Source organism: Vulcanococcus limneticus LL, assembly GCF_943369875.1.
Lineage (GTDB): Bacteria > Cyanobacteriota > Cyanobacteriia > PCC-6307 > Cyanobiaceae > Vulcanococcus > Vulcanococcus limneticus_A.
In genome coordinates this window covers 25,490-47,374 of the sequence record NZ_CALROT020000014.1, presented here as the reverse complement: position 1 = coordinate 47,374, position 21,885 = coordinate 25,490, and the positions used below count along the sequence as shown (strand labels likewise).

The 21,885-nt window shown below is 72.5% G+C and carries 21 protein-coding genes, 1 tRNA gene and 1 pseudogene; 11 read left to right on the top strand and 12 right to left on the bottom strand.

From position 1 onward, the window contains the following. Positions 1-15: 15 nt before the first annotated feature. Both hemB and ACLV7J_RS13755 read right to left on the bottom strand, forming a co-directional pair. Positions 16-1,017: a porphobilinogen synthase gene (gene hemB, locus ACLV7J_RS13760; protein WP_411869641.1), complete on the bottom strand. Its 1,002-nt coding sequence runs from the start codon at positions 1,015-1,017 to the stop codon at positions 16-18. A 76-nt stretch (positions 1,018-1,093) separates the two neighbouring features. Further along, positions 1,094-2,068: a DnaJ C-terminal domain-containing protein gene (locus tag ACLV7J_RS13755; protein ID WP_411869640.1), complete on the bottom strand. Its 975-nt coding sequence runs from the start codon at positions 2,066-2,068 to the stop codon at positions 1,094-1,096. Positions 2,069-2,212: 144 nt separating this feature from the next. Between ACLV7J_RS13755 and ACLV7J_RS13750 the strand changes: the two genes are divergently transcribed. Next, positions 2,213-2,713 carry a hypothetical protein gene (locus ACLV7J_RS13750; RefSeq protein WP_411869639.1) on the top strand — a complete coding sequence of 167 codons (501 nt, stop codon included), beginning with the start codon at positions 2,213-2,215 and terminating at the stop codon, positions 2,711-2,713. 71 nt (positions 2,714-2,784) lie between these two features. Here ACLV7J_RS13750 and ACLV7J_RS13745 read toward each other — a convergent pair whose 3' ends face one another. Further along, positions 2,785-3,996: a glycosyltransferase gene (locus tag ACLV7J_RS13745; RefSeq protein ID WP_411869638.1), complete on the bottom strand. Its 1,212-nt coding sequence runs from the start codon at positions 3,994-3,996 to the stop codon at positions 2,785-2,787. 401 nt (positions 3,997-4,397) lie between these two features. On the opposite strand from ACLV7J_RS13745, the gene ACLV7J_RS13740 reads away from it, so the two are divergent. Continuing rightward, positions 4,398-5,615, top strand: coding sequence for a THUMP domain-containing class I SAM-dependent RNA methyltransferase (locus tag ACLV7J_RS13740; RefSeq protein ID WP_411869637.1), 1,218 nt, complete (start codon positions 4,398-4,400; stop codon positions 5,613-5,615). Then, positions 5,612-6,355, top strand: a complete 744-nt coding sequence (locus ACLV7J_RS13735) for a polysaccharide deacetylase family protein (RefSeq protein WP_411869636.1) — start codon at positions 5,612-5,614, stop codon at positions 6,353-6,355. The genes ACLV7J_RS13740 and ACLV7J_RS13735 overlap by 4 nt, the downstream gene beginning before the upstream one ends. On the opposite strand, the gene ACLV7J_RS13730 is transcribed toward ACLV7J_RS13735, so the two are convergent. Both ACLV7J_RS13730 and ACLV7J_RS13725 read right to left on the bottom strand, forming a co-directional pair. After that, complete coding sequence (locus ACLV7J_RS13730; protein ID WP_411869635.1) at positions 6,321-6,746, bottom strand: phage holin family protein; 426 nt, start codon at positions 6,744-6,746, stop codon at positions 6,321-6,323. The two genes, ACLV7J_RS13735 and ACLV7J_RS13730, sit on opposite strands and share 35 nt — an antisense overlap. Continuing rightward, the gene (locus ACLV7J_RS13725; RefSeq protein WP_411869634.1) at positions 6,743-7,267 is read right to left on the bottom strand and encodes a glycine zipper domain-containing protein; all 525 of its coding nucleotides are present in this window, start codon (positions 7,265-7,267) and stop codon (positions 6,743-6,745) included. Before ACLV7J_RS13725 ends, ACLV7J_RS13730 begins: the two co-directional genes overlap by 4 nt. 115 nt (positions 7,268-7,382) lie before the next feature. On the opposite strand from ACLV7J_RS13725, the gene smc reads away from it, so the two are divergent. Then, positions 7,383-10,988, top strand: coding sequence for a chromosome segregation protein SMC (gene smc, locus ACLV7J_RS13720; RefSeq protein WP_411869633.1), 3,606 nt, complete (start codon positions 7,383-7,385; stop codon positions 10,986-10,988). A gap of 28 nt (positions 10,989-11,016) precedes the next feature. Continuing rightward, entirely contained in the window at positions 11,017-12,174 is a 1,158-nt protein-coding gene (locus ACLV7J_RS13715) for a PRC-barrel domain-containing protein (protein ID WP_411869632.1), read from the top strand. A 45-nt stretch (positions 12,175-12,219) separates the two neighbouring features. Here the strand turns inward: ACLV7J_RS13715 and msrB are convergent, their stop codons facing one another. Beyond that, positions 12,220-12,645 (bottom strand): peptide-methionine (R)-S-oxide reductase MsrB, encoded by a 426-nt coding sequence (gene msrB, locus ACLV7J_RS13710; protein ID WP_411869631.1) that lies wholly within the window; start codon positions 12,643-12,645, stop codon positions 12,220-12,222. A gap of 118 nt (positions 12,646-12,763) precedes the next feature. Between msrB and ACLV7J_RS13705 the strand changes: the two genes are divergently transcribed. Next, positions 12,764-13,207 (top strand): hypothetical protein, encoded by a 444-nt coding sequence (locus tag ACLV7J_RS13705; RefSeq protein WP_411869630.1) that lies wholly within the window; start codon positions 12,764-12,766, stop codon positions 13,205-13,207. On the opposite strand, the gene ACLV7J_RS13700 is transcribed toward ACLV7J_RS13705, so the two are convergent. Next, positions 13,204-14,496 carry a glycosyl transferase gene (locus tag ACLV7J_RS13700; protein WP_411869629.1) on the bottom strand — a complete coding sequence of 431 codons (1,293 nt, stop codon included), beginning with the start codon at positions 14,494-14,496 and terminating at the stop codon, positions 13,204-13,206. The genes ACLV7J_RS13705 and ACLV7J_RS13700 overlap by 4 nt on opposite strands. 46 nt (positions 14,497-14,542) lie before the next feature. Further along, positions 14,543-14,624: transfer RNA gene (locus ACLV7J_RS13695), tRNA-Leu, on the bottom strand. A 284-nt stretch (positions 14,625-14,908) separates the two neighbouring features. On the opposite strand from ACLV7J_RS13695, the gene accC reads away from it, so the two are divergent. After that, complete coding sequence (gene accC / locus ACLV7J_RS13690; RefSeq protein ID WP_411869628.1) at positions 14,909-16,267, top strand: acetyl-CoA carboxylase biotin carboxylase subunit; 1,359 nt, start codon at positions 14,909-14,911, stop codon at positions 16,265-16,267. Between the two features lie 44 nt (positions 16,268-16,311). On the opposite strand, the gene ACLV7J_RS13685 is transcribed toward accC, so the two are convergent. Further along, positions 16,312-16,632: a YggT family protein gene (locus ACLV7J_RS13685; RefSeq protein WP_255128328.1), complete on the bottom strand. Its 321-nt coding sequence runs from the start codon at positions 16,630-16,632 to the stop codon at positions 16,312-16,314. Positions 16,633-16,709: 77 nt separating this feature from the next. Between ACLV7J_RS13685 and psbX the strand changes: the two genes are divergently transcribed. The 4 genes from psbX to ACLV7J_RS13665 all read left to right on the top strand — a co-directional run bounded on the left by psbX (position 16,710) and on the right by ACLV7J_RS13665 (position 19,099). Next, a complete protein-coding gene (psbX, locus tag ACLV7J_RS13680) occupies positions 16,710-16,832 on the top strand; it encodes a photosystem II reaction center protein PsbX (protein ID WP_255128327.1) in 123 nt (40 codons plus the stop codon). A 73-nt stretch (positions 16,833-16,905) separates the two neighbouring features. After that, entirely contained in the window at positions 16,906-17,988 is a 1,083-nt protein-coding gene (locus ACLV7J_RS13675; protein WP_411869627.1) for a Ycf66 family protein, read from the top strand. An 8-nt stretch (positions 17,989-17,996) separates the two neighbouring features. Continuing rightward, a complete protein-coding gene (locus ACLV7J_RS13670; protein WP_411869626.1) occupies positions 17,997-18,596 on the top strand; it encodes a TolB family protein in 600 nt (199 codons plus the stop codon). Next, positions 18,593-19,099: a hypothetical protein gene (locus ACLV7J_RS13665; RefSeq protein WP_411869625.1), complete on the top strand. Its 507-nt coding sequence runs from the start codon at positions 18,593-18,595 to the stop codon at positions 19,097-19,099. The genes ACLV7J_RS13670 and ACLV7J_RS13665 overlap by 4 nt, the downstream gene beginning before the upstream one ends. A 3-nt stretch (positions 19,100-19,102) precedes the next feature. Here the strand turns inward: ACLV7J_RS13665 and ACLV7J_RS13660 are convergent, their stop codons facing one another. The 3 genes and pseudogenes from ACLV7J_RS13660 to ACLV7J_RS13650 all read right to left on the bottom strand — a co-directional run bounded on the left by ACLV7J_RS13660 (position 19,103) and on the right by ACLV7J_RS13650 (position 21,855). Further along, on the bottom strand, positions 19,103-19,321 hold the full coding sequence (locus ACLV7J_RS13660) for a chlorophyll a/b-binding protein (protein ID WP_411869624.1): 219 nt from the start codon (positions 19,319-19,321) through the stop codon (positions 19,103-19,105). A gap of 7 nt (positions 19,322-19,328) precedes the next feature. After that, a pseudogene (locus ACLV7J_RS13655) lies at positions 19,329-21,339 on the bottom strand (ABC transporter ATP-binding protein/permease). 132 nt (positions 21,340-21,471) lie between these two features. Continuing rightward, entirely contained in the window at positions 21,472-21,855 is a 384-nt protein-coding gene (locus ACLV7J_RS13650; protein ID WP_411869623.1) for a histidine triad nucleotide-binding protein, read from the bottom strand. Positions 21,856-21,885 lie beyond the last annotated feature (30 nt).

The following is a 21,885-nucleotide window of genomic DNA, read 5'->3' as shown; positions in this document are numbered from 1 at the left end:
TGGCGGCGGGTCAGCTCAGGCCTGGCGCAGCCACTCGGCGGCGTCGCAGGCGTGGTACGTGAGGATCAGGTCGGCACCGGCCCGCTTGAAGCAGAGCAGGGTCTCCAGCACCACGGCCCGCTCGTCGATCCAGCCCCGCTCGGCGGCAGCCTTGACCATCGCGTACTCGCCGCTGACGTTGTAGGCCGCGATCGGCAGTTCGCTCTCGGCGCGCAGGCGGTGAATGATGTCCAGGTAGGCCAGGCCGGGCTTCACCATCAGGATGTCGGCGCCCTCCTGCTCGTCGAGCTGGGCCTCGGTGATGGCCTCGCGGCTGTTGGCCGCATCCATCTGATAAGTGCTCTTGTCCTTCGGGATCGGCTTGCCGCCGGCGGCGCGGGGGGCCGAATCCAGGGCCTCGCGGAACGGGCCGTAGTAGGCGGAGGCGTACTTCGCCGTGTAGCTGATGATCCCCACGTGCTCGAAGCCCTCCTCGTCGAGGGCCTCCCGGATCGCGCCGACGCGGCCGTCCATCATGTCGCTGGGGCCGATCAGGTCGGCGCCGGCGCGGGCCTGGGCCACGGCCTGCTTGCACAGGATCGCCACGGTCTCGTCGTTGAGCACCACCCCCTGGTCACTGACGATGCCGTCGTGGCCGTCGCAGGAATAGGGATCGAGGGCCACGTCGGTCATGATCGCCATGCCGGGGTGCACCTCCTTGAGGCGCCGGATCGCCCGGGGGATCAGGCCGCCCTCGTTGAAGCACTCGGCGCCGTCCTCGGTCTTGAGGCCATCGGCCACCTTGGGGAACAGCACCACGCAGCGGATGCCCAGATTCCAGGCCCGGCCCACCTCCTGCACCAGCCCCTCCAGGCTCCAGCGCTGGCAGCCCGGCATGGCGCCGATCGGCTCGTTCGTGACGCCCTCGTGCACGAACAGGGGGTAGATGAAGTCGGCGGGGCTCAGGTGGTTCTCCCGCACCAGGGCCCGCAGGGCAGGCGTACGGCGCAGCCGGCGCGGGCGGTAGGTGAGCTCCATGGGGGCCGCAATGCTGGCCGGATCTTACGGAGCGGCTGATTCAGGGCCGGACGAGGTGCCTTGCGGGACGCAGCGGTCAGAGGCGGGCGGCGCCGATCCAGTCCTGGCGGGGATCGAAGCTGCGCACGGCCCGCAGCTGCTCCAGCAGCTGGCGCTCCTGGTCGCTGTAGCTGCCGGGCTGCCGGAGGCTGAGGCTGAGCAGCAGATCGCCGCGGCCGGCCTGGCCGGGCCAGCCCTTGCCCTTGAGCCGCAGACTGCGGCCCACGGCCATGCCGGGGGGCACCTGCACCGTGGCCTCGCCATCGGGGGTGGCCACCCGCACCTCACCGCCCAGGGCCAGTTCATCGAGGCTGAGGGGCAGCTCCGCCTTGAGCTGATCGCCCTCCAGGCTCCAGATCGGGTGGTCCTGCAGCTGCAGGTTGAGGTAGAGGTCGCCGCGGCGGCCGGTGCCGGGCTGGAGGTTGCCCTTGCCCTTGAGCCGCAGGCGGCTGCCGCTCCTGACGCCGGCGGGCACGCGCACCTGCACCCGCTCGTCGTTCACGGCCAGGGTGCGCTCGCAGCCGTGGAAGGCCTCCGAAAAGCTGAGGCTGATCGTGGCCTCGGCATCGAGGTTCAGGGGCGCCGCCCCGCGGCCGCCGGCCGCCGGTCCGCCGAAGCCGGCCGCACCGGGGAAGCCCCCCGGGAAGCCGGAGCCGAAGCCACCGAACCCGCCACCCCCGCCAGGCCCGCCGAAGCGGCCCAGCAGGTCGTTGATGAAGTCGTCGAAGTTGCCGTAGCGGCCAAAGTCCACATCCACGCCGCCGCCGGCGCCGCCGGCCTGGTTCCAGTACTGGCCGAACTGCTCGTAGCGGCGGCGCTTGTCGGGATCGGAGAGCACCTCATAGGCCTCGCTGATCTCCTTGAACTTCGCCTCGGCGGCCTTGTCGCCGGGGTTCACATCCGGGTGGTACTGGCGGGCGAGCTTGCGGAAGGAGCGCTTGACCGCGTCGGCATCGGCGCCGCGATCGAGGTCCAGCACCTTGAAGTAGTCGCGATACCCGTTGGCCCCCATCGCAGTGCTGGTGTGAAGGATCAACGGCAGCTCCAGTGTCCCAGCTGGGACCGGACTCCCGCGAGGGGTCGACAGGGCGGAAGGCCGAACGGACCCACCGCCGGCGAATGGCCGTAGCGTCGGATCCCAGCGCCCGCCCCTGCCATGGCCCTCTCCCCCGTGCGTCGCCGGACCCGCCTGGGGCGACCGATCTGGCTGGCTGGGGGCACCGCCCTGCTGCTGGGGCTGCTCGCGGCCGCCGGCACGCCTGGCCATGCCGCCGGCCAACCCCCTGGGGAGAGGCTGGTGGCCGGTCAGATCGGCGAGGCCGTGAGCCCCTCCACGCCGGACCAGCTGGCCCTGGTGGAGCATCTGCTGAGCAAGGGGGCGATCTTCTACGGCGCCTGGTGGTGCCCCCACTGCTTCACCCAGAAGAACCTGTTCGGCACCGAAGCCGGCCGCCGGCTCCCCTACGTGGAGTGCGACAAGGACGACGCCGGCCGCCAGCGCTGCCAGAGCGCCGGCATCCGCGCCTATCCCAGCTGGGACCTGAACGGCCAGCGGCGCGAGGGCGTGCTCAGCCTGGAGGAGCTGAAGGTGTGGTCGGGCTTTCCGGGCGGCCCGGCAGGCCAGCCCTCCGGCCAGAAGCCCCAGGCCAGCCGGTAGGGAGCCGGGCCCCCATCCGCCCAAGGCGGCGGCGCCAGGCCCGCTCACGCCAGCGGCTCAAGACCAACGGCTCACGCCAGCGACCGTCCCTTCCAGGTCCAGCCGCGGCCGCTGAGGGTGCGCCACACCGACACGGGGCCGATCGCCGCCACCACCAGACCGCCGGCCCCCATCAGCCACCAGAGGGTGAGCGGCACCTGGAACTGGCGGCGGGTCCACAGCCGCAGCACCAGCTGCAGGCCGATGCCCACCAGGGCCAGCGCCAGGGCAGCCAGCAGCAACGGGCGCTGGGCGGGCAGCAGCGCGGCCGCGAGTGCCGCCGCCGGCGTCAGCAGCCAGGGGCCGCTGAACAGCAGCAGCACCACCCCGGCCGCCCCCAGGGCCTTGGCCACGCTGCCATCGAGGCCCAGCAGCCAGTTCTTGGTCCAGCCCTCCCACAGCGCGGAGAAATCGGCATACATGCGCAGCTCGAGCGCATCGAGCCCCAGCAGGTAGCGGAGGCGATGGCCGCCGGCCTTGATCCGCCGGGCCAGGGCGAGGTCTTCCACCACCTCCGCCGCCAGGGCCCTGTGGCCACCGATGGCCGCGTAGGTCTCGCGGCGAAACAGCATGAACGGCCCGGCGGCGAAGGCCACCGGACTGGCGGGGTCGTTGGCGGCCTCGATCGGGAACCCCAGCCCCAGCAGGCTGGCCATGATCGGCTGCACCATCCACTCCGCCAGGCAGCCGCAGCTCAGCCGCGGTGCCAGGCTGAGCAGATCCGCCCCATCGGCGCCCGCCTGGGCCAGGGCACGCCGCAGCGTGGCGGGCTGCAGGCGCACATCGGCATCCACGAACAGCACCCAGTCGCTGTCCACCTGCTCCATGGCGCGGCTGCAGGCCCAGTTCTTGCCCACCCAGCGCTCACCCGCCGGCCGGGGCCCGGCCTTGAGCACCGTGAAGCGGGGCTCCGTGGCACCGCAGGCCAGGGCCGCCTCCTGCGCAATCGCCCGCGTGGCGTCCGTGGAGCCGTCGTCCACCAGCAGCACCCGCCAGTCGCCGCCGGGCTCCTCGCTGCGGAGCAGGCTGGTGAGGCAGGCGGCGATGTTGGCGGCCTCGTTGTAGGCGGGCACCACCACCGTGAGCGATGGGGCCGCCAGGGGGGCCGCTGCCTCAGAGCACTCGGCCAGCCGCGGCGCCCGCGCGAACATCCGGGCCAGGCCGCCGATCAGGATCAGGAGCCCGAGGGCTGCCGCGGCGGCCAGCACCAGCAGCGCCCAGGCGAGGGCAGTGGCCGGTCCCATGCCGTTTCGCTGCGAGTGATGCGTTCTTGGAAGGGGCCTTCCAGCCCCCACGGATCATTTGGGTGATAAGGCTGATCTCACCCCATCTCCCTTACAGGGTCAGGCAGCCACAGGGGCGGCTTGACGGGAGAAACGAACGATGTTGTTCGCTGTTACGGGTTTGCTCTTACCGAGCAGGCTTCAGTCACTCTCCTCATGCCCCGTCGAAACCATGGCAGCCCCGGGAGGCCCGCCGGATCTGCCGGAGGCAGGGGCGGGGCGGCCTGGCATGACGCCAGGACCCAGGCATGGAGCTGAGCGGAATCGAACCGCTGTCCGAAACACCGGTGTGAGCCACCTAGTCCGGCCGAAACCGGACTCGTTCATTGTGGCAGCAGCAGCGGAGGCGAGCGGGGGTGGGCATGACCGAACAGGGCCGGACGGGCAGCTTCCCCTGCATCGCCGTGCTGCCGCCGGGGCTGGAGGAGGCCGGCGCCGCTGAGCTCACGGCCCTCGGGGCCAGCGAAGCCGCACCGTTGCGCCGGGCCGCGCGTTTCCGCTGCGATCTGGCCACCTTCTACCGCCTGCACCTGCGGGCCCGGCTGCCGTTCCGGCTGCTGCGCCAGCTGGCCGTCTTCCCGTGCCACGGCCGCGACGACCTCTACTGGGGCGTGCAGGAGGCCGCCGACTGGCGCCGCTGGCTGCCGCCCGAGCGCAGCTTCCGCGTCGATGCCAGCGGCAGTGTGCCGGGGCTGAACCACAGCCACTACAGCGCCCTGCAGGTGAAGAACGCCCTGGTGGACGGGCAGCGCCAGGCCTGGGGCACCCGCTCCTCGGTGAACCTGGAGGATCCGGATCTGGCCCTGCACCTGCACCTGAGCCCGGGTCGGCCGGGGCCGGGCGGCAGCGGCCCGACCGCCACCCTGAGCCTCGATGGCGGCGGCGAGAGCCTGCACCGCCGTGGCTACCGGGCCCGCCAGGGCCTGGCGCCGCTCAAGGAGAACCTGGCGGCCGGCCTGATCGCCCTCACCGGCTGGGACGGCAGCGTGCCCCTCGCCGATCCCCTCTGCGGCTCCGGCACCCTGCTGATCGAGGCGGCCTGCGCCGCCCTGGGCCGGGCGCCGGGCCTGTGGCGCGATGCCGGCGGCGTGCCCCGGCCGCGCCCCTTCGCCTTCGAGCGCTGGCCCGATTTCGATGCCGCCCTGTGGCAGCGGGAAGTGGCGGCGGCCACCGCTGAGGCCCGCACCGCCCTGGCCGATGGCCGGCCCCTGGCCAAGGTCGTGGGCAACGAGGCCGATCCCGCCGTGCTGGAGCAGGCTCGCGCCAACGCCGCGGCGGCCGGCGTGGGCCCCTGGCTGGAGCTGCACGGCGGCGACTGCCGCGACTTCATCCCCCCCGAGGGGCCCGGCATCCTCGTGTGCAATCCGCCCTACGGCGAGCGCATCGGCGAGCGCGACGCCCTGGAGGCGCTCTACGCCGACCTGGGCGCCACGCTCAAACAGCGCTGCAGCGGCTGGACCCTGTGGCTGCTGAGCGGCAATCCCGAGCTCACCGGCGCGCTGCGGATGAAGGCCAGCCGCCGGGTGCCGGTGAGCAACGGCGGCATCGACTGCCGCTGGCTGCAGTACGAGCTGCGGTGAGCCCCGCGATCGCGGCCGGGACGGCGCTGCTGCTGCTGCTGGGGCTCGCCACCCTGGTCGCCCTGCGTCCCGCCCTGCTGATCCGCCATGGCATCGCCCGCCTGTGTCCCGGCGTGCTGTTCTGCGGTCCCAGCCAGCGGCGCTGGCTGGCGCTCACGATCGATGACGGGCCCAGCGGCGAGGGCTCCGACGCCCTGCTGGATCTGCTGCGGGAGCTGCAGGTGCCCGCCACCTTCTTTCTGATCGGCTCGCACCTGCGCCGCCATCCCGGCTTCCCGCAGCGGGCGCTGGTTAAGGGGCACCAGCTGGGCAACCACCTGTGGGTGGACAGCTGCTCGGCCCTGCTGCCGCAGCGGGAGTTCCTGCGCCAGCTGGACGCCACCGAGCGCCGCATCCGCCGCTGCGCGGCACCCCAAATCCCCCGGCTCCGCTGGCTGCGCCCGGGCCGCGGCCTGGTGCATCCGGGGCTGGTCCGCTGGGCCGCCAGCCGCCGGCAACGCCTGGTGCTGGGATCGATCTTTCCCTGGGACACGCTGCGCCCGCCGGCCTGGTTCCAGCGCTGGTTCATCCTCGCCAACGCCCACCCCGGCGGGATCCTGGTGCTGCACGACACGCCGGAGCTCAGCCGCCAGACCCTCGCCACCCTGGCGGCGGTGCTGCCGGAGCTGCAGCGGCGGGGCTACCGCTTCGTCTCCCTGCAGACCCTCAGCGCCCCAGCACCGCCCGGGTCGTCTTGCTGAGGCCCGCCATGGTTTCGGGCAGGTAGGGGCCTCGGGTGAGGCGACCGCCGATCCGGATCAGCACGCCCGCCAGCAGCAGGTTGAGGCCGCTGAGGGCCAGGGCCGCCTCCAGCCAGCCCCAGCCGAGCCGCAGGTGGAACCAGAGGCCCAGGGCCACCTGGGCGCTGACCAGGGCCAGCATCAAGGTGGTGAGGCCGATGGCCAGCAGCACGGCCCCACCGATCAGGCGGCGCTTCTCGCGGTCGGCCTCCTGCAGGGCGATGCGCACGTGCAGATCCATCACCGAGCCCACCAGGCCCGTGATCCGCGACGCCGCCTGCAGCGGCAGGCCCCGGGAACGCCGGCCGCCCTCGTCGCGGCTGTCGGCGCGGCTGTCGTCGCTGCGGGTCATGGGCGGCGCCGGGCCGAGGAGAGCAGCAGGCCCGTGAGCAGGCCCACCCCGGCGGCCACCGCCAGGGCCAGCAGGGGCCGCTCCCGCACCGGCTTCTCGATCTTGGGCCGCAGGGTGGTGTGCAGTTCATCGAGCAGGTGCTCGAGCTGCTGCTCCAGGGGCCGCAGCGAGTCCGACACCTGATGGGCCGAGTCGCCCGTGGCCTGGATCAGCTCACTCAGCTGGGCCTTGATCCCCTCGCTGGTGCGGCCGGTCTGGCGGGCGATCACCTCCACCAGCCGATCGACACTGCCGCGGCTGGCCTCGAGGGTGTGGCGCGCCACCTCCGGCCACTCCCGCTGGATCGCCGGCAGCAGCGCCTCGAAGCGATCCAGCAGCAGCGCCGGCGTCAACGGACGCTCGGGCCCGGCGTCGAGGGTGCGATCGCCGTCAGCGGCCGCCTCCACCGGCGACCGGCGCGACGGGCCCGGGTCCGCCCCGGTGCCGTTGCCGAGGGGATCGCTGGGGGCGTCCAGATCCATGGGTCCGCAGGTGGGGCGGTCCGCCGCTGGGGCCGCACGTGCGCCAACGCTAGGGGGAGCCCTTGAAGCCGTCAGCAGCTCCGCTACCTTGCGTGGGCTCGGCGCATCGGGCCTGTTGGTTCACATCAATCAGGTCGAGCTCACCCACTTCAAGTCGTTCGGCGGCTCGATGGCGATCCCGCTCGAGCCGGGTTTCACCGTGGTCACGGGCCCCAACGGCTCCGGCAAGAGCAACATCCTCGATGGGGTGCTGTTCTGCCTGGGCCTGGCCAACAGCCGCGGCATGCGGGCCGAGCGGCTGCCGGATCTGGTCAACAGCGCGATGCTCAAGAGCGGCCGCGCCGCCGAGACCATCGTCACGGTGCACTTCGACCTGGGCGACTGGCAGCCCGACGAGGCGGAGGCAGGCCTGGAGGCCCCGGCCGAGGGCCCCTGGATCCAGCCGGGCCAGACCCGCTGGAGCGTGACCCGGCGCCTGCGGGTGGCGCCGGGCGGCACCTACAGCAGCAGCTACAGCGCCGACGGCGTGGCCTGCAACCTGCAGCAGCTGCAGACCCAGCTGCGGCGCCTGCGCATCGACCCCGACGGCAGCAACGTGGTGATGCAGGGCGATGTGACCCGCATCGTCTCGATGAGCCCGCGGGACCGCCGCGGGCTCATCGACGAGCTGGCGGGGGTGGCCCTGTTCGACTCCCGCATCGAGCAGACCCGCAGCAAGCTCGAGGAGGTGCAGGAGCGCGAGGAGCGCTGCGCGATCGTGCAGCAGGAGCTGCTGCTGGGCCGCCAGAAGCTGGAGCGCGACTGCGCCAAGGCCCGCACCTACCAGGGGCTTCGCGATCGCCAGCACGCCGGCCGCCTGCAGGAGCAGGTGCTGGTATTCGAAGCGGCCGGCCAGGAGCTGCGCCAGCTGCAGCAGCGCCAGCAGGCGCTGGGTCGCCAGCAGGAGCAGGGCCGCGAGGCGGTGGCGGAGGGTCGCGCCGCCGTGGACCAGGCCGCCAGGGCCCTGGAAAGCCTGCAGGCCGAGGTGAAGGCCCTCGGCGAAGACCAGCTGCTGGCGGTGCAGGCCCAGCTGGCGGGGCTGGAGGCCAGCGGCCGTGAACTGACCCGCCAGGCGGAGAAGCACCAGCAGAGCGCCGAGGACCTGCAGCGCCAGCGCCAGGAGCTGGCCCGCCAGCAGGGCGAGCTGCGCCAGGAGCAGGGCCGCCTGGCCAGCGGCGACGACGGGGCGGAGCTGGAGCGCAGCGAGGCCGACTGCCGCGCCGCCGAGGCCGCCGTGGAGCTCTCGCGCCGCCGCCTGGGGGAGGTGGCCGGCCGCAGTGGCAGCTGGCTGGAGGAACAGCAGCAGCGCAGCCGCCGGCGCCAGGAGCTGCAGGGCCGGATCGGGCCGCTGCAGGCCGAGCAGCAGCAGCTGGGGGAACGGCTGCGCCAGGAGCAGGAGCGGCTGGTGGAGCTGCGGCAGCAGCTGGAGCAGGAGGCCGCCAGCAGCCAGGGGGTGCAGACCGGCCTCACCGCCCTGGAGGCCGAGTGGGACCGGCTGCTGGCCGACCTGGCCGGCGAGCAGGCCCGGGCCCAGCAGCTGGTGGAGGCCCTCGCCCTGCAGCAGCGCACCCGCAGCCGGCTGGAGCAGGAGCAGACCACGCTGGAGCGGGAGATCGCCCGGCTGGAATCGCGCCGGGAGACCCTGCAGGAGAGCCGCGGCACCGGCGCCCTGCGGCTGCTGCTGGAGGCGGGCCTGGAGGGCATCCACGGCCCCGTGGCCCAGCTGGGGGAGGTGGAGGAGCGGCACCGCCTGGCCCTGGAGGTGGCCGCCGGCGCCCGCCTCGGCCAGGTGGTGGTGGACGACGACCGCATCGCCGCCCGGGCGATCGAGCTGCTCAAGAGCCGCCGCGCCGGCCGGCTCACCTTCCTGCCCCTCAACAAGATCCGCGGCGGCAGCGGCGGCGGATCGGGCGCCGCCTTCGAGCGGGGCGGCGGGCGGGGCACCGGCGGCGAGGGGCTGGTGGGCCGGGCCGTGGAGCTGGTGCGCCACGAGGCGGTCTACGCCGAGGTGTTCCGCTACGTCTTCGGCGACACCCTGGTGTTCCGCGACCTGGCCAGCGCCCGCCGCGAGCTGGGCCGCAGCCGCGCCGTGACCCTCGATGGCGAGCTGCTGGAGAAGAGCGGCGCCATGACCGGCGGCAGCTTCCAGCAGCGGGGCAACCAGCTCAGCTTCGGCGCCGCCAGCGACAGCGACGAGGCCGAACCGCTGCGCCGCCGGCTGCTGGAGCTGGGCGAGACCCTGGCGGCCAGCCGCCGCAAGGAGGCGGAGCTGGGCCGCCAGCTGGAGGAGCTGCGGCCGCTGCTGGCCCGCCAGGAGCAGCGCAAGGCGGCGCTGGAGGCCGAGCGCAAGGCCGCCCAGCGGGCCCACGCCCCGCTGCTCGAACGCCAGCAGCAGCTCCAGGCCCGCCTCGCCCAGACCGACACCGCCCTGACCGCCGACCAGCAGCGCCTGGAGGCCCTGGTGGCGGAGCTGGCCCCGCTGCTGGAGCAGCTGGCCGCCCTGGAGACCGCCGAGGCCGGGGCCCAGGCCTCGGGCGACAGCGGCCGCTGGCAGGGGCTGCAGCAGGAGTTGGAGGCCGCCGACCGGGGCCTGGCCGAAGCCCGCGCCCGCCGCGACGGCCTGCTGGCGGCCCGCCGCGAGCGGGGCCTGGCCGCCGAGCGGCTGGCCAGCCAACTGCAGGCCCTGGCCGGCGAGGAGCAGCGCCTGGTTCAGGCGGTGCAGGCGCTGGTGGCCGAACGCAGCCGCTGGAAGGAGCAGCAGCAGGCCGACCGGGAGCAGCGCACGGCCCTGGAGGAGCGCCAGCAGCAGCTGCAGGCCCAGTTCGGCGAGCGCCGCCGCGCCCGCGACGAGGCGGAACTGCAGCTCTCCAACCGGCGCCAGGCCCTGCAGCAGCAGGAGTGGGAACTGCAGCGCCTGGGCGAGGAGCTGCTGGCCCTGGCCGAGCAGGAGCGCAGCGCCGGGCTGCGGCTGCAGCAGCTGGAGCAGCAGCTGCCCGATCCGCTGCCGGAGGTTCCCGAGGAGGTGCGCGAGAACGGCCTCGAGGCCCTGCAGGCGGAGCTGCGCAGCCTGCAGCAGCGCATGGAGGCCCTGGAGCCGGTCAACATGCTGGCCCTGGAGGAGCTGGAACAGCTGGAGGCCCGGCTGGCGGAGCTGGAGGACCGGCTCGACGTGCTGTGCAAGGAGCGCGAGGAGCTGCTGCTGCGCATCGAGACCGTGGCCACCCTGCGCCAGGAGGCCTTCATGGAGGCCTTCACCGCCGTGGATGGCCACTTCCGCACGATCTTCGCCGGCCTCTCCGACGGCGAGGGCTACCTGCAGCTGGAGAACCCGGAGTCGCCCCTCGATGGCGGCCTGAGCCTGGTGGCCCACCCCAAGGGCAAGGCGGTGCGGCGGCTGGCCTCGATGAGCGGCGGCGAGAAGTCGCTCACGGCCCTGAGCTTCCTGTTTGCCCTGCAGCGCTTCCGCCCCTCGCCCTTCTACGCCCTCGATGAGGTGGACAGCTTCCTCGATGGCGTGAACGTGGAGCGGCTCGCCGCCCTGATCGCCCGCCAGGCGGAGGAGGCCCAGTTCATGGTGGTGAGCCACCGCCGCCCGATGATCGCGGCGGCGACCCGCACCATCGGCGTGACCCAGGCCCGCGGTGCCCACACCCAGGTGGTGGGGTTACCACCGGCGGCATAGACCCGCCCGCTCGGCCACAATGCCCTCCATGACAACGACTCCCGGCAGCGACCCGACCGCCACACCGGCCGGCACCCCCAGCGATCGCCTCTGGCTGCGCTCGGAGCTGATGGGCACCCAGGTGATCACCCGCGACACGGGCCGGCGCCTGGGCGTGGTGGGCGAGGTGGTGGTGGACATCGACCGGCGCGAGGTGGTGGCCCTGGGGCTGCGGGACAACCCCCTGACCCGCTTCCTGCCGGGCCTGCCCCGCTGGATGCCGCTGGAGAGCATCCGCCAGGTGGGCGATGTGATCCTCGTCGACTCGGCCGACTCCCTGGCGGAGGGGTTCAACCCCGAGCGCTACAGCAAGGTGATCAACTGCCAGGTGGTCACCGAGGCGGGCGAGACCCTGGGCAAGGTGCTGGGCTTCAGCTTCGACATCGAGACCGGCGAACTCACCACCCTGGTGCTCGGCGCCCTGGGGATTCCGCTGCTGGGCGAGGGGGTGCTGAGCACCTGGGAGCTGGCGGTGGAGGAGATCGTCAGCAGCGGTCCGGATCGGATCATCGTGTACGAGGGCGCCGAGGAGAAGCTCAAGCAGCTGGGCACCGGCCTGTTGGAGAAGCTCGGGATCGGCGGCTCCTCCTGGGAGCAGGAGGAGCGCGAGCGCTACCGCCTCAACATGGTGCCGGTGGAGAACCAGCTGGCGGCCGGCCAGCCCGCCGTCGAGCCCCAGCAGCAGCGCCGCATCCAGCCGGCCGCCAGCCGCCGCGTCGAGGTCCAGCCCGACTACGAGTACGTGGAGCTGGAGGAGCGGCGCCAGCGCGAACCCCTGCGCCAGCGCCGCTACCTCGACGAGGAGGAGGAGCGGGGCAGCGAGCGCCTGCGGGATGACGAGCGACCCTACGGACGCGAACGCGAACGCAACGACTGGCCCGAGGCCTACGGCCGCGAACCGGCCTACCGCGCACCCGAGCCGCGCGAGCCGGCCTACCGGGAACCCGAGCGCCGTGAGCCTGACGATCGCAGCGCCGACTACCGCGACGAGTGGTCGCGCCAGACAGAACCAGCTCCCCGGGCCGCCGATAGTCCGCGCACCCCAATCCGCCGCAGCCTCCGGGACGACGGCCCCCTGGATGTGGAACCCATGGATCTCAGCGCGCCATCCAACCCCGAGCGCCGCGACCTCGGCGACCCCTGGTGAACCTGGGGCCCCAGGCCAGTCCTGGAGCCCCGACGCTTGGATCCCTCAGCCCTGGGCCGCGTCGCCCTTGGGCTCAAAGTTCAGCGAGGCCGAATTCACGCAGTAGCGCAGGCCCGTGGGGGTCGGTCCATCCGGGAACACGTGCCCCAGGTGGGCATCGCAGTTGGCGCACTTGATCTCGGTGCGCACCATGCCGTGGGTGCGATCCTCGTGGGTGGTGATAGCGCCGGGCTTGGCCCCATCCCAGAAGCTGGGCCAACCGGTGCCCGACTCGAACTTCGTGTCGGAGCTGAACAGCTCGCTGCCGCAGCACACGCAGCGGTACATCCCCTGGGCCTTGTGGTCCCAGTAGACGCCGGTGAAGGCGCGCTCGGTGCCCCCGAGGCGGGCCACCTGGAACTGCTCGGGGGTGAGCTTGCCGCGCCACTCCTCCGCCGAGGAGCTGAGCTTGTCGGTGCCGGTTTCGGACATGGGCCCCGGGGCCTGCGATTCGGGTCACGCTAGGCCGCTGCCAGGACCCGCCGGGGGCGCTACAGAGGGGCCACAAGCCCAGGCCCTCAGGCGCCCTTGAGGGCCTGCCGCCACGACGATGACGAAGGTTTCCCGCCTGTTGCCCCTGCTGCTGGCTCCCCTGCTGATGGGATCGTCCGGCTGCGATGAGTTGCCCAACAGGCTGCCGTCCGATCCCCGGAACACACCGGCCAACGCCAGCACCTCCCTCTGGCGGGGCACCTCCTCAGATGGCACCTACAGCAACGTCCGCCAGGTGAGCACCGGCCCCAACGAGTTCAGCTTCACGGAGAACTGGTATGAGGGCCACAAGGCCTTCCAGGTGGTGCACACCGTGGGCAAGGGCCGCTATGAACCCAGCACCGGCACGAACATCTACACCTATTCCAAGCCCGAGGCCGGCGTGGTGGTGGTGAAGACCAGCGAGAGCCCCGATGGTCGCCAGACCACCGACACCGTGATCAACAGCACAGTGCCGCGGTTCCAGGTGGGCGAAACGATCACCTACATCCGGCTCGATTAGGCCGATCCAGCAGCGGGCGGCAGCAGCTCCCGCACCAGTCCCGCCAGGGCGGCCACGGCCCCGGGCCGGCCCCGCAGGCTGCGCAGGTCGTCCTGCAGGCCAGCGAGGCGCTCGGGGTGGGCCAGCCAGTCGGCGGCCTCGGCGGCGATCTGCGCCGGGGTGATCGCCCCCACCCGCTCGGGCACCACGGCCCGGCCGGCGGAGATGTTGGGCCAGGCCAGAAAGCCCCGCTGGCGCATGCGCCAGGCCGTGAGCGCCACCCCCAGCAGCCAGCGCAGCAGCGGCAGGCGGGCCACCAGGCCCAGCCAGCCATCCCAGGCCTGCATCACGTGCAGGTGCTGGGTGGGCACCAGCACGATCATCGGCACCCCCAGGGCCCCCAGTTCGGCGGTGTTGGCGCCCACCGTGGTGAGGGCCAGGCGGCACTGGCTCAGGGGCCCGTGGGCCGGCTGCTCCAGCACCAGGCGGATGCGCGTGCCGGCGGGCGTCTCCAGCTCCTGACGGTGCTCGGCCTGCAGCAGGCGCGGCTGGCCGGAGCCGTACTGGGCGGCGATCGGATTGCCCGCCCCCGCATGGGCGAGCAGCTCGGCCACCGTGGTGGTGGGCGCCACCGGCAGCAGGAAGCGGCAGCCGGGCCGCAGCGCCGCCAGCCGGTCGGCGGTGTCGAGCAGAAGCGGCACGCCCACCTGCAGCTTGGCCCGCTTGGAGCCGGGCATCAGGGCGATCCACTCACCCGGCGGCAGGGGCGCCTCACCGCGGGCCGCGTCCGAGAGATCCGCCATCAGGTCGCCCACCACCGTGCAGCGCCGCCGCCAGCGGGGGGCGAGCCGATCCGCGGCCGCCGGGCCCATGGCGGCGATGCGGTCGTTCCAGCGGGGCCAGCGGGCCACCCACTCGGCGTAGGTGAGGTGGCGGTAGCCGAGCCGGGCCGAGAGCAGCACCGTCCAGAACTGGTCACCCCCCAGGAACACCACCACCCCCTGGCGCGGCCAGGGGCCGTAACGGCGGGGGCGCAGCAGCATCCCCCAGAAACGCCGGGCCGGCAGCACCCGCGCGAACAGCCCCATGGCCTCCGCCACCCGGTGCTCGCTGCCGGTGGCATTGGGGCAGGGCACCAGCACCAGCTCCAGGCGGAGGGGCGCCGTCGGGTCCAGGGGCCGCAGGGCCAGCTCGCGGTGCAGCCGCTGGGCCAGGGGGCGCACCCAGGTGGCCAGCTCCCCGGGCCCGTTGCACACCAGCACGATGGCGGCCTGCGGCGGAGCCGGCTGGTTCACAGGCTGATGGGGCACGGCGTGGAGGCGAAGGGCCCCAGCGCAGATGGCCCGGTATTCAGAGTGCGGATGGCGAGACTTGAACTCGCAAGACCGAAGTCACACGCCCCTCAAACGTGCGTGTCTACCAATTCCACCACATCCGCGTGGTTTGAGTGATCGGACCGGAGGTCGGATCTGGGGTGGTCCTGAACAGCACAGCCTCAGACAAACCCGTGGGGGAAAGCCGTTGGACTGAACCCTGGGCAGAAGCCGCGGGTGATCGCTGATCCAGGTGAGGGAGCGGAACCGCCAGGGGCGACCCGCCCGAGCAATATACCCATCGCCCGCCCGGCCAGCGCCCCGCCCGGCGGCGAGGGGGTCTGCCGCCGGGGCCTGCCGGTGAGCGCTGATACAGTCCCCAGCGGCCTGCGCTGACGGACTCCCGCGGATGCCCATCGGCAAACTGCTGATCGCCAACCGTGGCGAAATCGCTCTTCGAATCCTGCGCAGCTGCCGGGAACTGGGGATTCCCACCGTCGCCGTGTACAGCACGGTGGACCGCAACGCCCTGCACGTGCAGCTGGCCGATGAGGCCGTGTGCGTGGGCGACGCCCCCAGCAGCAAGAGCTACCTCAACATTCCCAACATCCTGGCGGCCGCCACCTCGCGGGGGGCGGACGCCATCCACCCCGGCTACGGCTTCCTGGCCGAGAACGACAAGTTCGCCGAGATCTGCGCCGCCCACGGCCTGACCTTCGTGGGTCCGTCGCCCGAGGCGATCCGCTCGATGGGCGACAAGTCCACGGCCAAGGCCACCATGCAGCAGGTGGGGGTGCCCACCATCCCCGGCAGTGAGGGGCTGCTGGAGAGCGTCGCGGAGGCCCGGACCCTGGCCGACGGCATGGGCTATCCGGTGATGATCAAGGCCACCGCCGGCGGCGGCGGTCGCGGCATGCGCCTGGTGCCCGGCCCCGACCAGCTCGAGAGCCTGTTCAAGGCCGCCCAGGGCGAGGCGGAGGCCGCCTTCGGCAACCCCGGCCTTTACATGGAGAAGTTCATCGACCGGCCCCGGCACGTGGAGGTGCAGGTGCTGGCCGATCGCCACGGCAACGTGGTGCACCTGGGCGAGCGCGACTGCTCGATCCAGCGCCGCCACCAGAAGCTGCTGGAGGAGGCCCCCAGCGTGGCCATCAACGCCGACCTGCGCCGCCAGATGGGCGACGCGGCCGTGGCCGCCGCCCGCACGATCGGCTACGAAGGCGCCGGCACGGTGGAGTTCCTGGTGGACCGGGCCGGGCATTTCTATTTCATGGAGATGAACACCCGCATCCAGGTGGAGCATCCCGTCACCGAGATGGTCACCGGGGTGGACCTGATCGCCGAGCAGCTGCGCATCGCCGGTGGCGAGCCGATCTCCTTCCGCCAGGAGGACGTGAAGCTCACCGGCCACGCCATCGAGGTGCGCATCAACGCCGAGGATCCCCGCCAGAACTTCCGCCCCGCCCCCGGCAAGATCACCGGCTGGCTGCCCCCCGGGGGCCCGGGCGTGCGCTTCGACAGCCACGTGTACACGGGCTACGAGATCCCCCCCTTCTACGACTCGCTGATCGGCAAGCTGATCGTGTGGGGCACCGACCGGGACCACGCCCTGCGCCGCCTGCGCCGCGCCCTCTCGGAGTGCGCCGTGACCGGCATCCCCACCACGATCGAGTTCCACCTGCAGCTGCTGGATCGGCCCGAGTTCCAGCGGGGCGACGTGCACACCAAGTTCGTGGAGCAGGAGATGCTGCCCCAGACCGGCAAGTAGGGGCCCGGATCAGGCGGAGGCTGCTCTGAGCGGAGCCGACCCGCTCAGGCGGGCCGCACGCTGGCCTGGAGCATCACCTGGGTCAGCAGGCCCTGCTGGCCCACCACCAGCTCCCGCAGCAGGCTCACCAGGCCCACCCAGATCACCGGGGTCACGTCCACGCCGCCGATGGGCTGGATCAGCCGGCGGGTGGCCGCCAGGAAGGGCTCGGTGGGCAGGGCCAGCAGCCGCATCACCCCCTGGCTCAGGTCCACCTGGGGATACCAGGTGAGCACGATCCGGAACAGAAACAGCAGGGTCCAGGCGGCCAGCAGCAGCCCCAGCACCAGGTGGGCGATCGGCAGCAGGGCGGCGGGTCCCGTCACAAAGCTCTAAGCGGCTGGCATCCGATCGTAGGAAGCCGCCATCACTGCCTAGGATCGCCGCCGGATCTGCAGCCGCCATGACCGCTTCTCTCTCCAACTTCCTGAGCAGCCTCGTGTGGGGCGCCGTGATCGTGGTGATCCCCATCAGCATCGCCCTGGTGCTGATCAGCCAGAACGACCAGCTGGACCGCCGCCTCTGAGGTTTGTCCACGGCAATCCCTAGAGTGCCGTCACAGGGGCGTCGACACTGTGGCCCCACCGGGCACCTGAACCGTGGTCAATGCCAGTCTGAACTGGGCCAGCATCGTCGGCATCGTGCTGGCGGTGGGTGGGGCTCTCCTTTACTTCATGAGGAGCTTCAAGCCCGCCCTGGCCCGGGATTACGACGTCTTCTTCGCCGCCGTGGGCCTGCTCTGCGGCGGCATTCTGTTTTTCCAGGGCTGGCGCCTGGACCCGATCCTGCAGTTCGGCCAGTTCCTGCTGGCGGGCACCACGGTGTTCTTCGCCTACGAGAGCGTGCGGCTGCGGGGGGTGACCACCGAGCAGGCGCGCCGCTCCTCCTACTTCGACGATGACGAGCCCCCGGCCCGGCCCCGCATGGGTGGCGGCCGTGACTGGGGCGACGACGTGGACCGCTTCGACGAGCCGCAGCCGCTGCGCCGTCGCATCCGCTCCCGCGATGAGGCCGGCTACGACGCCCCCGAGGAGGACGACTTCTATCGCCTCCGGCGACCGGCCCGGGCGGCGATTCCCGAGCGGGCCGCCTCCCGTACCGGCCGCGGCCCCGCCTCCGATCTCTGGGATCGCAGCGACCGGGAGCCCGGAGGCCCTTCCGAGCCCCGCGGCACTGAGCCCCGTGGATCCCAACCCGACGACTTCAGCCCCCGGGGAGCCGGCCGCTACACCGCCGGTGGCGGGCCCCGCGGCGCGGCAGGCGCCCCCGCCAGTGACTTCGGCGCCCGCCGCCAGGGCCGCGAGGAGCAGCGCCGCGGCAGCCGGCCCACCGCCGCCAGCGACGACCTGCCCCGCTCCAGCCGCCGACCCGCCGCCAGCGGTCCCGCAGGCCCTGGAGCCGATGCGTCCCCTGGCGCCGCCGTGGCAGGCCGCCAGGCCGGGATTCCCCAGGGCGCGCCCTACAGCGCCCGCCCCAGCGGCGAGCGCAGTGCCGCCGCGGGTGGCCGGCCCAGCCAGCCGGGGGTGAGCGATGCCGACTTCAGTCCGATCCGACCCGGCGGCCCCGGCACCGGTCCAGCGGGCAGCCCAGCCGGTGGAGCGGCCAGTGCCAGCGGCCGGCCCGCCGCCGGAGGCCAGGCCCCGGGGGGCCCGCGGGATAACAGCTCCCGCTTCGACGACTGAGCCCGCGGGTGCAGCGCCGCAGCCCCCTCCGCCTGCTGGGGGCGCTTCCCTTCCTGCTGGGGCTCGCAGGCTGCGTGGCCCCATGGGGCCTGCGGCGCCAGCCCATTCCCCCCCTGGGCCTGGGCCAGGAGAGCCGCCAGGATCCGGCCCTGAGCGGCGATGGCCGCCTGCTGGCCTCGGTGGTGGAGCGTGGGGGCCGCAGCACCGTGCTGTTGCAGGAGCGCCGCAGCGGCGCCGTGCTGCCCCTGCGGCACCTGCGCGGCCGCCAGCCCCACAGCTCCCCCTCCCTGAGCTGGAACGGCCGTTATCTCGCCCTGCTGGTGCAGCAGGGCCGTCAGCGCCTGGCGGTGGTGGAGGACCGGGCCACGGGTCAGCTCCACCCGCTGCCGCTGCCTGGAGGGCGGGAACCGGAGCGGCTGAGCCTGGCCCCCGATGCCCGCCAGCTGGCGCTGCAGCTGGTGGAGGGCGGCCAGACCCGGGTGGAGCTCTACGACCTGAGGGGGCTGCTGGAGCCGGATCTGCCCCCCGGCCAGCCCCTCAGCGGTCCGGCGCCGGCCGGGGTGATGCTGGGTGGTGCGGCAATGCGCCACCTGGGTGGGTGGCGATGAAGCGGCCGGCAGCCCTGGGGCTCCTGCGGCGCGTCGGCGTCGCCAGCGGGCTCGCGGGAGCGCTGGCCCTGGCCGGCTGCGACGGCGGACTGCGCCCCCTGATCGGACTGAACCTGCAGCTGGCCCGCGGCGGCGAGGTGCGTGGGCCCTCCCTGGCCGGCCCCTGGCTGGCGCTGATCCGCAGCCGCGAGGGACGGGGCCGGGTGGAGCTGATCGCCCTGGATCGCAACGCCCCCGTGCCGCTGCCCGGCCTGAATCGACCCGACGCCCAGCCCCTGAGCGTGGCCGTGGATCAGCGCGGCGAGCACCTGGCCGTGGTGCGCCAGCTGGAGGGGCGCACCGAGCTGGTGCTCTACCGGCGTTCGCTGCAGGCGCTGCAGCCGATCGCGATGCAGCCGGCCGGGGTGCCCCGCCAGGTGCAGCTCAGCGCCGATGGCCGCGTGCTGGCGGTGGAGCTGAGCCGCGACGGCCGCTGGCAGGTGGACCTGCTGGAGCTGCCCTGAAATTCAGGGCACCAGGCCCGCCCAGTGCAGGAAGCTGTCGCCGCTGAGGGCCTCGATCACCAGCACGGCGGCGAAACCCACCATGGCGAAGCGGCCGTTGACCCGTTCGGCGTAGGCGCTCCAGCCGAAGTCGGGCACGTCGTTGGTGGTGGCACTCGTGGTGGGCGTGGTGCTGGCGCCGGGGGCGCTGCTGGCCGGGGGCTGATTCGGGCTGGAAGACATCGGCAGGTCAGGCTCCGGAGTTGAAGTCATAGCTGGCGGCGGGGATCAGCTTCCAGCCGCCCAGGCCATCGAGCTGCAGCACGGTGTCGTGGAAGGCCTTGAGCGTGGGACGGTGCCCGACGCTCACGAAGGCCATCTCCCGCTGGGTCAGCAGCGCGTAGAGGTGCCGCTCGGTGGCCACATCCAGGGCGCTGGTGGCCTCGTCGAGCACCACGAAGCGGGGCGAATTGAGCAGCAGCCGCGCGAAGGCCAGGCGCTGCTGCTCCCCGAGCGAGAGCAGCCGCGGCCAGTCCTGCTTGATGTCCAGATCGGGATAGCGGTGCACCAGCTCCGGCAGGCGCACCTCCTCCAGCACGTTGCGCAGGTGATCGTCGCTGAAACGGGCCGGATCCAGGGGGTAGCAGAGCTGCTCCCGCAGGCTGCCCAGGATCATGTAGGGCTTCTGGGGGATGAACAGCAGCTCGGCGATCGGCGGGCGCTCCACCGCACCGGCGGCCGGCGCCCACAGGCCGCTCACCAGCCGCAGGAAGGAGGTCTTGCCGCAGCCGCTCGGCCCCACCACCAGCACCCGCTGGCTGGGGCCCACCTCCAGGCTGAGGTCGTGGATCAGGCGGCGGTCGCTGCCGGGGGGCACCAGATCCACATGGCGCACCAGGATCGCGCCGCCGCTGCGCTCAAGAACCCGGTCGGCGGCGGGCACGAGGGCAGCGGCGCTGAGCTCACGGCCCTGCACCTGCTGGCTGATGCTGTCCACCTTGCCCTGGAAGCCCTCCAGACGGCTGATCGAAGCGGAGAAGGCGGCCAGCTGGTCGATGTTGTTGACGATGTAGCTGACCGAGAACAGCACCTGGCTGAAGGCGATGCTGGCCTGGCCGAACACGCCGAAATCCACCTCCTTGGCGAAGTAGATCGGCGCGATCACCAACCAGGGCAGGAAGCGGGAGAAGTAGTCGTAGGAGCGCTGGATCACGCTGATCAGCGCCTGCCACACGATCAGGCGGTCGTAGTTGCGGATCGCCCCGCCCAGGCGCCGCTCGGCCTCGCGCGATTCCTGCTGTTCACCCCCGTAGAAGGCGATCGATTCGGCGTTATCACGGATGTGCACCAGGCCGTAGCGGAAATCGGCCTCGAGCTTGAGCTGCAGGTAGTTGAGCTGCACCAGCTTGCGGCTGGCAAACACGATCAGGGCGGTGCCGAACACCGCATAGGCCAGCAGCCACAGGGCCAGCTTGGAGCTGATCGACCACAGCACCACAATGAAGCTCACGAAGGTGAGCAGGGCCGCCACGATCTCCACCGTGACGCTCAGGCTGGTGGTGGTGAAGCTGGCCGTGTCCTGGGAGATCCGCTGGTCGGGGTTGTCGATCTCCTCGGCGGATTCGTCGTTGGGGTTGAGAACGTAGTAGGCCCGATTGGTGAGGTAACGCCCCAGCAGCCGGCCGCTCAGCCACTCCCGCCAGAGCAGGCCCAGCTTGGGGATCAGGTAGCTCTGCAGGGCGCGGATCGGCAGGGCCAGCACCAGGCAGAAGGCGTAGATCGCCACCACCTGCCAGAACTCGTCGGCCTTGTAGGCCACCAGCGTGTTGTCAACGTTGCGGGCGATGTAGCTGATGCCCACGTTGATGCCGTTGATCACCAGGATCAGCAGCGTGATCACGCCCATCAGCAGCCAGGGCAGCCAGCGCCCCTGGCGCAGCTTGCTGCGCCAGGGCCGTAAAACCGGCCAGTCCCGCGATGAACAGCACCATCACGACCGCCCCGATCGGGCTGTTCCAGATGGCGGATACCTGCTGGGGCACCCCGGGCAGGAAACGGCCCTGCAGCTCGGGGATCAGGGCGCCGGTCAGCGCCACGGTGCCGGTGAGCAGCAGCAGCGTGAAGCCCACCACCACGGCCAGCAGGGCGCCGATCAGCAGCAGGAACTGCCAGGCGCTGGTCTCCTCGATCGGCAGGAAGTAGGGCTGGGCCAGGCGCTGCAGCTTGCCGAGCTGGCTGCGAAAGGCCGAAAGGGGGCTCATGGGAGCGGGCGGATCGCGCCATTCTCACCGGACGAGGTGGGTCCTGCGGGGATCGGCGCTGATCCCCGGCCCTGGGCCTCTGGCCCCTGATCTCAGGCCCCGGCCCCTGAGTCCCGGCCCTTGGCGCGCGGCTCAGCCCGGCGGCCAGGCCAGGGGGCGGCCGCCGAGCACGTGCACATGCAGGTGGAACACGGTCTGGCCGGCCTCGGCGCCGCTGTTGATCACGGTGCGGAACCCCTCCAGCCCCTCCTGGCGCGCCACCTGGGCCGCCACCAGCAGCAGGTGCCCCAGCAGCGCCGCGTGGTCGGAGCCCGCCTCGGCCAGGTTCACCACGTGCTCGCGGGGGATCACCAGGATGTGCACCGGCGCCTGGGGGTGCACGTCGCGGAAGGCGAGGCAGTGCTCATCGGCGTACACCTGATCGCAGGGGATCTCCCCCCGCAGGATGCGCCCGAAGATCGTGGAATTCGCCTCCGCGGGATCGGGAGCGGAGCCGGGAGCAGCGGAATCGGCCATGGTCGCCGGGCAGGGGGCGGAGGGACGGGA